The organism is Streptomyces sp. P13-3-3 (assembly GCF_050571355.1).
GTDB classification, from domain to species: Bacteria; Actinomycetota; Actinomycetes; order Streptomycetales; family Streptomycetaceae; genus Streptomyces; species Streptomyces althioticus.
In genome coordinates, this window is sequence record NZ_CP192228.1 from 5,485,779 (window position 1) to 5,499,681 (window position 13,903).

10 protein-coding genes and 1 pseudogene are annotated in these 13,903 nt (G+C 73.9%); 6 read left to right on the forward strand and 5 right to left on the reverse strand.

Annotated features, from left to right (window positions below; genetic code table 11):
• Nucleotides 1-133 precede the first annotated feature (133 nt).
• The gene (locus ACQZOG_RS24655) at nt 134-967 is read left to right on the forward strand and encodes a GntR family transcriptional regulator (RefSeq protein ID WP_193455683.1); all 834 of its coding nucleotides are present in this window, start codon (nt 134-136) and stop codon (nt 965-967) included.
• Between the two features lie 717 nt (nt 968-1,684).
• Here the strand turns inward: ACQZOG_RS24655 and ACQZOG_RS24660 are convergent.
• The gene (locus tag ACQZOG_RS24660) at nt 1,685-2,452 is read right to left on the reverse strand and encodes a hypothetical protein (protein ID WP_033273914.1); all 768 of its coding nucleotides are present in this window, start codon (nt 2,450-2,452) and stop codon (nt 1,685-1,687) included.
• Nucleotides 2,453-2,758: 306 nt separating this feature from the next.
• Nucleotides 2,759-4,453 carry a PucR family transcriptional regulator gene (locus ACQZOG_RS24665; protein ID WP_191882814.1) on the reverse strand — a complete coding sequence of 565 codons (1,695 nt, stop codon included), beginning with the start codon at nt 4,451-4,453 and terminating at the stop codon, nt 2,759-2,761.
• A gap of 359 nt (nt 4,454-4,812) precedes the next feature.
• Between ACQZOG_RS24665 and ACQZOG_RS24670 the strand changes: the two genes are divergently transcribed.
• From ACQZOG_RS24670 to ACQZOG_RS24690, 5 genes are all read left to right on the forward strand, one after another.
• Entirely contained in the window at nt 4,813-5,703 is an 891-nt protein-coding gene (locus ACQZOG_RS24670; protein ID WP_033273912.1) for an FAD binding domain-containing protein, read from the forward strand.
• A complete protein-coding gene (locus tag ACQZOG_RS24675; protein ID WP_033273911.1) occupies nt 5,703-6,278 on the forward strand; it encodes a (2Fe-2S)-binding protein in 576 nt (191 codons plus the stop codon). Before ACQZOG_RS24670 ends, ACQZOG_RS24675 begins: the two co-directional genes overlap by 1 nt.
• A gap of 2 nt (nt 6,279-6,280) precedes the next feature.
• The gene (locus ACQZOG_RS24680) at nt 6,281-8,665 is read left to right on the forward strand and encodes a xanthine dehydrogenase family protein molybdopterin-binding subunit (protein ID WP_193455685.1); all 2,385 of its coding nucleotides are present in this window, start codon (nt 6,281-6,283) and stop codon (nt 8,663-8,665) included.
• A 383-nt stretch (nt 8,666-9,048) separates the two neighbouring features.
• Complete coding sequence (locus ACQZOG_RS24685) at nt 9,049-10,506, forward strand: NCS2 family permease (protein WP_193455686.1); 1,458 nt, start codon at nt 9,049-9,051, stop codon at nt 10,504-10,506.
• A gap of 47 nt (nt 10,507-10,553) precedes the next feature.
• Complete coding sequence (locus tag ACQZOG_RS24690; protein ID WP_193455687.1) at nt 10,554-11,702, forward strand: XdhC family protein; 1,149 nt, start codon at nt 10,554-10,556, stop codon at nt 11,700-11,702.
• 635 nt (nt 11,703-12,337) lie between these two features.
• Here ACQZOG_RS24690 and ACQZOG_RS24695 read toward each other — a convergent pair.
• From ACQZOG_RS24695 to ACQZOG_RS24705, 3 genes and pseudogenes are all read right to left on the reverse strand, one after another.
• Nucleotides 12,338-13,060, reverse strand: coding sequence for a DinB family protein (locus ACQZOG_RS24695; RefSeq protein WP_193455688.1), 723 nt, complete (start codon nt 13,058-13,060; stop codon nt 12,338-12,340).
• 115 nt (nt 13,061-13,175) lie between these two features.
• On the reverse strand, nt 13,176-13,616 hold the full coding sequence (locus tag ACQZOG_RS24700) for an SRPBCC family protein (RefSeq protein WP_193455689.1): 441 nt from the start codon (nt 13,614-13,616) through the stop codon (nt 13,176-13,178).
• Nucleotides 13,617-13,651: 35 nt separating this feature from the next.
• A pseudogene (locus ACQZOG_RS24705) lies at nt 13,652-13,738 on the reverse strand (polysaccharide deacetylase family protein); the annotation flags it as partial.
• Nucleotides 13,739-13,903: the final 165 nt, after the last annotated feature.

Consider the following 13,903-nt stretch of genomic DNA (forward strand, 5'->3'; position numbering starts at 1 on the left):
CTAAAAGGTAAGCCTCACCTTACCCAACATCGCGGAGATGTGAACTGGCGTCCGATGCGCTTATGGTGCTTGACGCACAGGTGCCAACCCGCCGTAATGACCCCAAGTACCGACACGTCCGCAGGAGGACCTTGTGAAGCAGGGCACGCAGGGCTCCGCCGGGACGACGGCCGGCGAGGCGGCCCCGGCCGCCGGGGCCGCGCGGAGCCGCTTCCGGGTGCCCGCCCAGCCGGCCGCCGGTGCGGCGGACCGGCGCCGCGACGCCGACGGCGCGGGCGAGGGGTCCGCGCGCGGCGAGCACACCCACGGCGAGCCCGTCCTTCCGAGGCCCCGGCCCGCGGTCCGGCGGTCGTCCGTGCGCGGCCAGATCCTCACCGCCCTGCGCACCGCGCTGGTCACCGGCGACCTGCGGCCCGGCGAGGTCTACTCGGGGCCGGTGCTGGCCGAGCGGTTCGGCGTCTCCGCCACGCCCGTCCGCGAGGCCATGCAGCAGCTCGCCCAGGAGGGCGCGGTCGAGGTCGTGCCCAACCGGGGCTTCCGGGTCGTCGAGCGCAGCCCGCGGGAGCTGGCCGAGCTGGCGGAGGTGCGGGCACTGATCGAGGTGCCGGTGATGCTGCGGCTGGCCCGTACGGTGCCGCCCGAGCGGTGGGCCGGACTGCGTCCGCTCGCCGAGGCCACCGTCCGCGCCGCGTCCTCCGGCTGCCGCGCCACCTACGCCGACGCCGACCGGGCCTTCCACAGCGCGGTCCTCGCTCTCGCCGGGAACCAGCAACTGGTCGGCGTCGCCGAGGAGTTGCACCGTCGCGCCCAGTGGCCCCTGGTGGGCGGCGGCGCCCCCGGCGGCGGCACCCGCGCCGAACTCATCGCGGACGCCCACGAACACACGGCCCTGCTGGACGCGCTGATCGCGGGCGACCTGGATGTGGTGCGGGCGCTGGTGGGCGAGCACTTCAACGGGGCGGAGTAGGAGGGGCGTCCCCTCCAGCACCCCCGGCGGGATCGAGTGCCGCCGGCGCTTCGATCGGCCCGGGTGCCACCCGGGCCGATCGCGCCCCTCGCCCGTGGGTGTGGCGGTCCACGGCCTGTGAACTGCTCACGCGCTCGCGCCCCCTCCATGGGGGCGGAGCCGCGCGGCGGGACGGATGGCGGTCATTTTGGCGAGGGCTTCCTGCATGTGGTCGGGCGGTACGTGGGCGCCGTCCAGGTCGTGTCAGGACGCCCACCTCGACGAAGCCCTCCCGGCCCCGGGGAGGCACCGGGAGCGGTCCGGGCCCCGGAACCTCGCGCGCCGGGTCCACGAGTGCCGCCGGGCGCCCTCGCACCGGACGTGCCGCGCCCGCCCCGAGCTCCGGGCAACTCCCGATCCGGGCGGCGGGACACCGCGCCCGCCCGTGCGCCGCGCGCCGACGTCCCTGACGGCTCCGGGGGCGGCATGCCCCGCCGGATCCGCGGATGCCCCGAAGCGCGTCGGGCGCCGTGCCGCAGACGCCCCGGGCGTCGGTTCCTCGCGCCCCCACGCGCCGAACCCTCGACCAGCCGCCCATCTGGCATGCGCGCCCTGTACTCCGAGCACCACTCGAATGCCGTGAGCCGGGCCCTCGGACGCGTCCCCGGTGGCGCGCTCAGGATCTCAGGGTCGCCCTGAACCCTCGGTTCACCCGAACGAGACCCCCGTGAAGGAGCCTCACGCCGTCGCCGCGTCCTCCTCCGGAGGGGCCAGGCGGTGGGCGAGCCAGGTGGGGACTCCGCCGAGGAGGCGGAACAGGCGGCGGGCCTCCTCGCGGAGGCGGGCGGCCTCCGGTTCCGTCTCCGTGTCCGCCAAGGACACCAGGGCCGGCGCCGTCCCGACCATGTACCCCAGCTCCTCGCGGATCCGCAGCGACTCCGCGAACCCGTGCCGGGCCTCCGTCAGCTCGCCCTCGCGCAGGGCGAGTCCGGCGAGATGGCGCCAGGTGGCGGACAGCAGCAGCGGGTCGGCGTGGGCGGTGGCGCCCGCGTGGGCCCGCCGGTACGCGGCGCGGGCGGCCTGCGGGGAGCGGGTGAGGTTCTCCGCGATCAGCCCGCGCCGGAAGTCCAGCAGCGGCCGCCCCGGGGCGCCCGGCGCGATCAGCGCGGCGGCCCGGCCCAGCGCGGCGCGCGCCTCGTCGGCCCGGTCCCGGACCTGGAACAGCGTGGCGGCGTAGGCCAAGTACCCGCGTTCACAAGCGGCCGCGCCCCGCTCGTCGTCGGTGTGCGCCAGCGCCTCCGCCGTGCGCAGCGCGTCCTCCGCGTCCTCCCACCCCGCCTCGGTGTACAGACACCGCTCCACCAGCAGCGACGCCCGCTGCAGGGCCGCCTGAGGGGTGGCGGGGGTGAGCAGTGCGGCCGCGTCCACCCAGCAGGCGCGGGAGCGAAGCCGCCACACCGCCGTCTGGAGGGGATCGTCTTCGGCGGTCGTTCCGTCACCGGACATGGCGGTATGCGCCACGTTGCCCTCCCCGAGCACGCCATCGAGCTGTTGAGTGGTGGCCGCATCTCAGCACGAACCACCGGGCCCGGCCAAGAGGGCGGGTGAAGGATTTCACAAAGTCATGGGGAGGCGGGGCGGAAGCGGGGAGTCCGGCCTGGGGCCGGGTCCGCGGGGCGGGGCGTCCCGTCGCGGATGGATCCGTCGCGCGGCGGGTGCGGGTCGGTTGTGGCAGGTCGCGCAGTTCCCCGCGCCCCTGGGGGTGTTGGACCCGCGGTCGGTTGCCTGAGCCCCGCGTTCCGGGGGCGGTGTTCAGCTCATGCGGAGGGCCAGGAAGAAGTCCAGCTTGTCCTCCAGGCGGGACAGGTCACGTCCCGTCAACTGCTCGATGCGGCCGACGCGGTAGCGCAGCGTGTTGACGTGCAGGTGGAGGCGGGTGGCGCAGCGGGTCCAGGAGCCGTCGGAGTCGAGGAACGCCTCCAGGGTGGGGATCAGCTCGGCGCGGTGCCGGCGGTCGTACTCCCGCAGCGGGTCCAGCAGCCGTGCGGTGAACGCGCGCCGCACGTCGTCGGGGACGAACGGCAGCAGCAGCACGTGCGAGGCCAGCTCCTGGTGTCCGGCCGCGCACACCCGGCCGGGGCGCGCCGCGGCGACCCGGCGCGCGTGCCGGGCCTCCTCCAGCGCGCCGCGCAGCCCCTCGGCCGAGTGCACCGCGGCGGACACGCCGACGGTGAGCCGTCCGTCGCCGTCGAGGCCCGCCGTCAGCGGCCGCCGCACGGACTCGAGGAGCGCGTCGGCCAGCACGCCGGGCCCGGCCTCGTCGTGCTCGTCGGCCACGGAGGGCAGCGGGACCAGCGCGATCGCCTCGTCGCCGGAGTGCGCCACCGCGATCCGGTCGGACGGCTCGGGTCCGGTCGACGCCGGGTCGACGAGGATCTCCTCGAGCAGCGCCTGGGTGACCGGCCCGCCGTCGCCACGCCCGTCCTCCCACTCGACGCGGGCGACGACGACCTGCCAGTGCGGCGCGGTCCCGAGACCGGGCAGCAGCACCGGCGCGGCGACCCGCAGACGCGCCGCGATCTCCGCGGGCGCGGCGCCCGTCTGCACCAGTTCCAGCACCTCCTGCGCGAGCCGCCGCCGCACCGTGCGCGCCGCGTCCCGCCGGTCCCGCTCGACGGCGATCAGCTGGGTGACGCCCTGGAGGAGGTCCAGCCGCTCCTCGGCCCAGTCGCCCGCGTCCGCCTCGACCGCCAGCAGCCAGTCCGCCAGCATCGTCTCGCGCGGGTCGCCCGGCTCGGAGGACGGACCGTGCCCGCTGCCCCGCACCGGGAAGAGGCTGTACGTCGTGCGGTCCAGCACCACCCGGTGCGGGCCGCGCCGTCCGGTCCGCACGGCCGCCAGATGCTCCGCCGCGAGCCGCGCGCACGCCTCGGCGTCCAGCGCGGGCACACCGCCGCGCGCCCCCGCGGTCTCCTTGGGTGCCGCGATCAGCCGCCCGGTGGGCGAGAGGACCCACGCGCGCAGGTCCAGGTCCGAGCCGAGCAGGTCGAGCACCACGTCGGGGCCGCCGCCCGCAGGGCCTGAGGTCATCATCCGCCGGTGCCGGTCGACGACGGCCGCCAAGTCTCCGGCGCGCTCGCCCGACACCTGCCGCACCACGTGCTCGGTGATGGTCGCGAACGCCACCGACTCGTGCACCGCGAACAGCGGCAGCCGGTGCCGCGCGCACGCCTCGACCAGGTCGTCGGGGACGTCCCCCAGCTCCGCCTCGCCCGCGGCGAGCGCGGCCACCCCGGCCTGCACCAGGAGTCGTACGAACGGCTCGGAGTCGGCGGCGTCGCGGCGCCAGGCCAGGCCGGTCAGCACCAGCTCGCCGCCGGACAGGTAGCGGCTGGGGTCGCGCAGGTCCGTGGTCATCACGCCGCGCACCCCGCGGTCCAGCTCGTCCTCCCCGCCGAGCAGCTTCAGGCCCAGCGCGTCGGTGTCCAGCAGTGCGCGCAGCCGCATTCTCGTCGCCGCCGTTCCTTGTCTCGGTGCCCGCGCGGGTGTCGTACCCGTGGGGAGGGTGAAGGGATGGTCGGGAGAGGCCCGGGGGACTGGCCTGCGGACATGCTCCGCCGGCTCCCGATCGCCTCCGGCGTTACTGGAGGAAGACCGGAAGGTTACTGGGGCTCTCCGTTCATACGAATCTACAAGATGCCCGCGTTGGCCAGCCAACTCCTTCATGGTTTCCGTGACTGACCCGGGCGGAGTAGGCGGCGGTGTACTGGGCGCACTCCACGTGAACACCGCAGGAACGAGCCGGGCCCGCCGCACACGGATTGGCTCAATCTGTACGCCCCACGAGACGAAGAAGAGAGCCGGTCATGGACTTCCTTCGCCCCGCCAGCTGGGAGGAGGCGCTCGCCGCGAAGGCCGAGCACCCCACCGCTGTGCCGATCGCGGGCGGCACCGACGTGATGGTCGAGATCAACTTCGACCACCGCCGTCCCGAGTACCTGATGGACCTCACCCGCATCGGTGATCTTTACGAGTGGGAGGTGGGCGACGACACCGTACGGCTCGGCGCCTCCGTCCCCTACGCGAAGATCATGGAGCATCTGCGCCCCGAGCTGCCGGGCCTGGCCCTCGCCTCCCACACGGTCGCCTCCCCGCAGATCCGCAACCGCGGCGGCGTCGGCGGCAACCTCGGCACCGCCTCCCCGGCCGGCGACGCCCACCCCGCACTGCTCGCGGCCGGCGCCGAGGTCGAGGTGGAGTCCGTACGCGGGTCCCGCCGCATCCCCGTCGACGACTTCTACACCGGCGTGAAGCGCAACGCGCTCGCGCCCGACGAACTGATCCGCGCCGTCCACATCGACAAGGCCGACGGACCCCAGCAGTACTCCAAGGTCGGCACCCGCAACGCCATGGTCATCGCCGTGTGCGCCTTCGGCCTCGCCCTGCACCCGGAGACCCGCACGGTCCGCACCGGCATCGGCTCGGCCGCCCCGACCCCGATCCGGGCGACGGCCGCCGAGGACTTCCTGAACGCCGCCCTGGAGGAGGGCGGCTTCTGGGACAACGGGAAGATCATCACCCCGTCCGTGGCGAAGCAGTTCGCCGACCTGTGCGCGGCCGCTTGCAACCCCATCGACGACGTGCGCGGCACCGCGAGCTACCGCCGCCACGCGGTCGGTGTGATGGCCCGCCGCACCCTGACCTGGACCTGGGAGTCGTACCGCGGCGCCCACCGCACCACGGAGGGAGCCGCGTAATGCGCGTCAACTTCACCGTCAACGGACGCCCCCAGCAGGCCGACGACGTCTGGGAGGGCGAGTCCCTCCTCTACGTCCTGCGCGAGCGCCTCGGCCTGCCCGGCTCCAAGAACGCCTGCGAACAGGGCGAGTGCGGCTCCTGCACGGTACGGCTCGACGGCGTGCCCGTCTGCTCCTGCCTGGTCGCCGCCGGACAGGCCGAGGGCCGCGAGGTCGTCACCGTGGAGGGCCTCGCCGACCACGCCCGGCAGCGCGCCTGCGGTACGGACGGCACCTGCGGCACCTCCCTCGACGAGGCCAAGGGATGGACGGCCGACGGCGCCGACTCGCAGACCGGCGAGGGCGCCGAACTCTCTCCCGTGCAGCAGGCGTTCATCGACGCCGGAGCCGTCCAGTGCGGCTTCTGCACACCCGGTCTGCTGGTCGCCGCCGACGAGATGCTGGAACGCAACCCCAACCCGTCCGACGCGGACATCCGTGAGGCGCTGTCCGGCAACCTGTGCCGCTGCACCGGCTACGAGAAGATCATGGACGCGGTCCGCCTCGCGGCCGCCCGCCAGTCCGAGGGGGTCTGAGCATGCCCACGAACGGCGTTCCCACGAAGATCACACAAGGGTCCGGCACCAAGGGCGGCATCGGCGAGTCCACCCTCCGCCCCGACGGCACCCTCAAGGTCACCGGAGAGTTCGCGTACTCCTCCGACATGTGGCACGAGGACATGCTCTGGGGCCAGATCCTGCGCTCCACCGTCGCCCACGCCGAGATCGTCTCCATCGACACCGCCGAGGCCCTCGCCACGCCGGGCGTGTACGCCGTCATGACGTACGACGACCTGCCGACCGAGGTGAAGCACTACGGCCTGGAGATCCGGGACACCCCCGTCCTCGCCCACGGCAAGGTCCGCCACCACGGCGAGCCCGTCGCGATCGTCGCCGCCGACCACCCGGAGACGGCCCGCCGCGCCGCCGCGAAGATCAAGGTGGACTACCGCGAACTGCCCGTGATCACCGACGAGGCGTCCGCGACCGCTCCCGACGCGATCCTGATCCACGAGGACCGCGACGACCACCACATCGGGCACGTCCCGCACCCCAACATCGTGCACCGCCAGCCCATCGTGCGCGGCGACGTCGCGGCGGCCCGGGAGCGGGCCGACGTGATCGTCGAGGGCGAGTACACCTTCGGCATGCAGGACCAGGCCTTCCTCGGCCCCGAGTCCGGCCTCGCCGTGCCCGAGGAGGACGGCGGCGTCCACCTCTACATCGCCACCCAGTGGCTCCACTCCGACCTGCGCCAGATCGCGCCCGTGCTCGGCCTGCCCGAGGACAAGGTGCGGATGACCCTGGCCGGCGTCGGCGGCGCGTTCGGCGGGCGCGAGGACCTCTCCATGCAGATCCACGCCTGCCTGCTCGCCCTGCGCACCGGCAAGCCCGTCAAGATCGTCTACAACCGCTTCGAGTCCTTCTTCGGCCACGTCCACCGCCACCCCGCCAAGCTGCACTACGAGCACGGCGCCACCGCGGACGGCAGGCTGACCCACGTCAGGGCCCGCATCGTCCTCGACGGCGGCGCGTACGCCTCCGCCTCCCCGGCCGTGGTCGGCAACGCCTCCTCCCTCGGCGTCGGGCCGTACGCCGTCGACGACGTCGACATCGAGGCGATCGCCCTCTACACCAACAACCCGCCCTGCGGAGCCATGCGCGGCTTCGGCGCGGTCCAGGCGTGCTTCGCCTACGAGGCGCAGATGGACAAGCTCGCGGCGAAGCTCGGCATCGACCCGGTGGAGCTGCGGCAGCGCAACGCCATGGAACAGGGCACGCTCCTGCCCACCGGGCAGCCCGTCGACTCACCGGCGCCCGTCGCCGAACTCCTGCGCCGGGTCAAGGCGATGCCCATGCCGCCCGAACGCCAGTGGGAGTCCAGCGAGGGCGCCGACGTGCGCCAGCTCCCCGGCGGCCTGTCCAACACCACGCACGGCGAGGGCGTCGTCCGGGGCGTCGGCTACGCGGTCGGCATCAAGAACGTCGGCTTCTCCGAGGGCTTCGACGACTACTCCACCGCCCGCGTCCGCATGGAGGTCGTCGGCGGCGAGCCCGTGGCCACCGTGCACACGGCGATGGCCGAGGTCGGCCAGGGCGGCGTCACCGTCCACGCCCAGATCGCCCGCACGGAGCTGGGCGTCACCCAGGTGACGATCCACCCGGCCGACACCCGCGTGGGCTCCGCCGGTTCGACGTCCGCGTCCCGCCAGACGTACGTCACCGGCGGCGCGATCAAGAACGCCTGCGAGCTGGTGCGGGAGAAGGTCCTGGAGCTCGGCCGGCGCAAGCTGGGCTCCTACCACCCCGCCTGGGCGCACGCCGAACTCCTGTTGGAGGGCGGCAAGGTCGTCACCGACGCGGGAGAGGTCCTCGCCGACCTCGTGGACGTCCTCGGCGACGAGGCCGTCGAGGTCGAGGAGGAGTGGCGGCACCGCGCGACCGAACCCTTCGACCTGCGCACCGGCCAGGGCAACGGCCACGTCCAGTACTCCTTCGCCGCGCACCGGGCGGTCGTCGAGGTCGACACGGAGCTGGGGCTCGTGAAGGTGATCGAGCTGGCCTGCGCGCAGGACGTCGGCAAGGCGCTGAACCCGCTGTCCGTCGTGGGCCAGATCCAGGGTGGGACCACCCAGGGCCTGGGCGTGGCGGTCATGGAGGAGATCCTGGTCGACCCGAAGACGGCGAAGGTGCGGAATCCGTCCTTCACGGACTATCTGATTCCGACGATCCTCGACACGCCGACCATCCCGGTCGACGTCCTCGAACTCGCCGACGACCACGCGCCGTACGGCCTCCGAGGCATCGGCGAGGCGCCTACGTTGTCGTCGACACCGGCGGTGCTGGCGGCGATCCGGGCGGCGACGGGTCGGGAACTGAACAGAACGCCGGTCCGCCCGGAACACCTCACGGGCGCGTCGTGACGCGGGGCGCGGGCTAGCTGCCCCCCAGCTGCGGGCATTCGTGCCTCCCCCAGTGCCTTAAGGGCCTGGGGGGACCCCCAGGGCGGCACGGGTGGGCGCAGCGGCACCCCGCCAACGCCGGGTGCGGGACCTCCGTGGCTGGTCGCGCAGTTCCCCGCGCCCCTTAGGGCGCTTCCCGCCCCAGCTGCGGGCATTCGTGCCGCATAGGGCGGCACGGGTGGGCGCAGCGGCACCCCCGCCGGGCAGGCGCGTACCCACGCACCCCAGCCCCGGCACCACCGTTCGTCTCGGGCCGTCCCCCGGGTCGTGCACCTCCCCAAATCCCGTCCCCACCACCCACGGTGGGGCCCGGGTGCCCCTATGAACCTTGGGAGCAGGCCCACATGACCCAACAGTCAGTGCAACCGACGACCACCGCCGAGGACGCGGGACCAGGATCCCGCGTCCCGGCCGGACGGTCCTGGCTCGACCGCTACTTCCACATCACCCACCGAGGATCGACCCTCGCCCGCGAACTCCGCGGCGGCACCACCACCTTCATGGCGATGGCGTACATCCTCCTCCTCAACCCCCTGATCCTCTCCGGCAAGGACGCCGCCGGGAACACCCTCGCCCCCACCGCCCTCATCACCGCGACCGCCTTCGCCGCCGCCCTCTCCACGCTTCTCATGGGCTTCTTCGGCAAGGTCCCCCTCGCCCTGGCCGCCGGCCTCTCCGTCTCCGGCGTCCTCGCCTCCCAGGTCGCCCCGGAGATGACCTGGCCGCAGGCGATGGGCATGTGCGTGATGTACGGCGTGGTCATCATGCTGCTGGTCGTCACCGGCCTCCGCGAGATGATCATGAACGCCATCCCGCTCGCCCTGAAGCACGCGATCACCATGGGCATCGGGCTGTTCATCGCCCTGATCGGCTTCTACAAGGCGGGCTTCGTCCACCAGGGCGAGTCCACCCCGGTCACCCTCGGTCCGGCGGGCGAACTCGCGGGCTGGCCCGTCCTGTTGTTCGCGGTCACCCTGCTCGCCGTCTTCGTGCTGCAGGCCCGGGGCGTCCCCGGCGCGATCCTCATCGGCATCGTCGGCGGCACCGTACTCGCCGTCGTGCTCAACGCGTTCGGAGTGATCGATCCGAAGCAGTGGGCGAGCGGTCCGCCCGAGCTGAAGGGCGGCGCGGTGTCGATGCCGGACTTCTCGCTCTTCGGGCACGTCGAGTTCGGCGGCTGGGGCGAGGTCGGCGCGATGACCGTCGGGATGATCGTCTTCACCCTCGTCCTGGCCGGGTTCTTCGACGCGATGGCGACCATCATCGGCGTCGGCACGGAGGCGAAGCTCGCCGACGACAAGGGCCGGATGCCGGGGCTGTCGAAGGCGCTGTTCATCGACGGCGCGGGCGGTGCGATCGGCGGCGTTTCCGGTGCCTCCGGCCAGACGGTGTTCGTCGAGTCCGCGACCGGCGTGGGGGAGGGCGCCCGTACCGGCCTGTGCTCCGTCGTCACCGGGCTCTTCTTCGCCGCGTGCCTGTTCTTCACCCCGCTGACGGCGATCGTGCCGGGCGAGGTCGCCGCCGCGGCCCTGGTGGTCATCGGCGCGATGATGATGTCGAACGCCCGTCACGTCGACTGGGCCGACCGCGCCACCGCGATCCCGGTGTTCCTGACCGTGGTGGTCATGCCGTTCACCTACTCGATCACCGCGGGCGTGGCCGCCGGCGTCGTCTCGTACGTCGCGATCAAGACCGGCCAAGGGCGGGCGCGGGAGGTCGGACCGTTCATGTGGGGACTGACCCTCGTCTTCCTGGTCTTCTTCGCCCTCGCCCCGATCGAGAGCTGGCTCGGGGTGCGCTGAGAGGGCCTCCCCGTCTTCCACGTCACCGCAGTTGAGGAGAGCGAGACATGCTGGACATCGCCGAGGAGCTGGACCGGTGGGTCGCCGAGGGCCGTGACTTCGCCGTCGCCACCGTGGTGGCCGTCGGCGGCAGCGCGCCCCGCGGGGCGGGCGCCGCGCTCGCGGTCGACGCCGACGGCACGGCGGTCGGCTCCGTCTCCGGCGGGTGCGTGGAGGGCGCGGTGTACGAGCTGTGCGTCCGGGCGCTCGAGGACGGCGTGACCGTCCTCGAGCGGTTCGGCTACAGCGACGAGGACGCCTTCACCGTCGGCCTCACCTGCGGCGGGATCATCGACGTCATGGTCACCCCCGTACGGGCGTCCGACCCCGCCCGCCCCGTGCTGGCCTCCGCGCTCGCCGCGGCGGCCGGCGGGCGGGCGGCGGCGCTCGCGCGGGTCGTCGCAGGCCCCGGCCACCTGCGCGGCCGCGCGCTCACCGTCCGCCCCGACGGCTCATACGAGGGCGGCCTCGGCGCGCATCCGGAGCTGGACCGCACGGTCGCGGCCGAGGCGGGCGCCTTCCTGGACGCGGGCCGCACCGGCACCGTGGAGGTCGGCGAGGAGGGGTCGCGCTGCGGGGCGCCGGTCACCGTGCTGGTCGAGACGTCGGTGCCGCCGCCCCGGATGATCGTGTTCGGCGCGATCGACTTCGCGGCGGCGCTGGTACGGGTCGGCAAGTTCCTCGGCCACCACGTCACGGTGTGCGACGCGCGGCCGGTGTTCGCGACCCGGGCGCGTTTCCCGGAGGCGGACGAGATCGTCGTGGAGTGGCCGCACGAGTACCTGGCCCGCACGGAGACCGACGCCCGCACGGTGCTGTGCGTGCTCACCCACGACGCCAAGTTCGACGTGCCGCTGCTGAGGCTGGCGCTGCGTCTGCCGGTCGCCTACGTCGGCGCGATGGGCTCCCGCCGCACCCACCTGGACCGCAACGCGCGTCTGCGCGAGGCCGGCGTCAGCGACCTGGAGCTGGCCCGGCTCAAGTCCCCGATCGGCCTGGACCTGGGCGCCCGCACCCCGGAGGAGACGGCCCTGTCCATCGCGGCGGAGATCGTCGCCGACCGCCGAGGCGGCACGGGCGCCGCCCTCACGGGCGCGCACACCCCCATCCACCACGACACCCGCCCCCCGACGGGCACCATCGGCTCGGTCGCCTGAGCGGCTCTCGGCCGGTCTCCGGCCCGCTGCGTGAGCCCGGTGGCCCGGTGGCCCAGAGCCGTTGGGTGGGCCCGTCCCGGGGGGCGTGGGGGCGGAGTCCTGCACCCGGCTCGCGGACGGGCGTTTCGGCGCGTGTTGCTGGAGCGGCCCCCTCGGTCACGGGCTCGCTGCATCGGCCCGGTGGCTCGGTGGCTCCGGGGCGGTCACCGTTTCGGTCTCGTCGGGTGGGCCTGGACCGCGCCCCCCATGCCCCCGGCCGGTTTCTGGCCCGCTGCACCGGCCCGGTGGCTCTGGGGCCCCGGGTCGGTCGCCGATCCGGTCTCGCGGGTGGTCCTGTCCCGGGGCATGCAGGGGCGCAGTCCTGCACGCGGCCCCCGGACGGGCGTTTCGGCGCGCGTCGCCTGAGCGGCCCCCGGCCGTCACCGGCCCGCCGCATCGGCCCAATGGCCCGGTGGCCCGGTGGCCCCCGGTCCGTCACCGACCCGACCTCGCCGGGCGGGCCCGTCCCGGGGCGTGGAGGGGCGCGGTCTCGCACCCCGCCCCCCCGACCGGCGTCATCGGCCCGGTCGCCTCAGCTGCCTCCGTCCACCCCACGGTGCCGCGGTCACCGCGCGGGCCGAGCAGCCCCCGTCAGCTCACCGCGCCGACCACGCGTGCCGGACCCGCCACAGGTCGCGCAGGAGCGCGATCTCGGCCATGTGGTGGACGAACTCCAGGTTGGCTCCCGCGAGCACGGCGACGAAGGGATCGTCGGGGTCGGAGCCGTAGGGGTACTGCGAGAAGCCGACCGTGTCGAGCTGTTCCTCGGTGACGCCGCCCACGGCGGTCCGCCACCGGTCGACGGTCTCCCAGAACCGTTCCAGCGCGAGGGCGGCGGAGGGCGTGAAGTCGACCATCTGCTTCGGGGCCTGCCGCCGCTCGCCGAAGGCCCACTCCCAGCCGCCCGCGAACTCGTAGTGCAGGTGGTTCAGCCGCCACGCGATCGTCGTGAGCGGCGTGTCGTCCGGCTCCGGTTCCCCGGTGTAGGAGAGGACCTCCTCGACCCGCGCGACGCTCACGCTCCAGTCCTCGGCGATCTTCTCGACGCTCATCCCGGAGGCCGCCTGCCGGGCCACTTCCGCGTACTCGCCCGCCGGAATGTCCGGGTCGCCCTGGTCGAGCACCCACTCGCCGGGTCCGAAGGCCCTGGGCGTCACCGCCTCGCCGCGCCGCCGGATCGACCAGCAGCCGGGGACCGGCTCCCAGAGGTACTCCTCGTCGCCCAGTCCCGACAGCCGCGCACGGGCCATGTCCGTCGCCTTGTCGAACTGCTCCAGCAGAATGCTCAAGCGGTCGGTCCGTACGCCCTCGGTGCCCATGCCAGGCCTTCCCGTGGTCGGGTCAGATGCCACCGGGAAGGTAGTGGCGCCGCGCCGCGGGACGCGACTGCTTTTCCGCGCACGGAGTCCGGACCCGGGACGGGCCTCGCGGAGTTCAGGCGCGCCGCAGCAGCCGGTCCATCGCCCGCCCGAACATCACGCGCCCCGCCCGCGCGAGCAGCCCGTCGCACGCGGCGGGGAGAAAACGCACACGGACGTCCTCCCGCCACACCACCCGGCACCGTCCGCCGGGACGCACGTGCACCTCGATCTCCGCCCACCCCAGAACCGTCCGCCCGTGCTTCTCCAGCCGGCAGAAGCCGGGGGAGTCGCCCGCCGGGGGCCGCCACGCCGTGACCTCCATCGGGTCGTCGAAGCCGAGCGGACCCGCGCCCGTACGGGCGACGAACAGGGTGCCTTCGCGGGTGGGCGGGGGAGTGGTGACGGTGATCCGGGTCAGCGGGACCACCTCGCCGTGCCGGGGCCAGGTCGTGACCCGCCGCCAGGCCTCGGCGGGGGGCAGGGACACGGTGCGCTGGAGCTCGAAGGTGGCCACGCCCCGATCCTAGGAGCCCTCTGCTGTTCCTGCCCTCAGCGATAGACCGCCCCAGGCTCCGCCCTCCCCGGCGCCAGCAGCTGCGGGACGGTCACGAAGACGTACCCCCGCTTCTTGATCGCAGAAGGCATGCGCGGACTGTACGCACGTTCTTATACGCCGGGTTCATAGTCCGCCGACGCGTGCCTCCGTACGGGTGATCGCGGCCCGGGAGAGTTGTCACCGGCCCGTCGGGCGACCGCCCGTCCCTCCCGCCCTCCGACCTGCGCGGACCTCCGTCTCGGTGC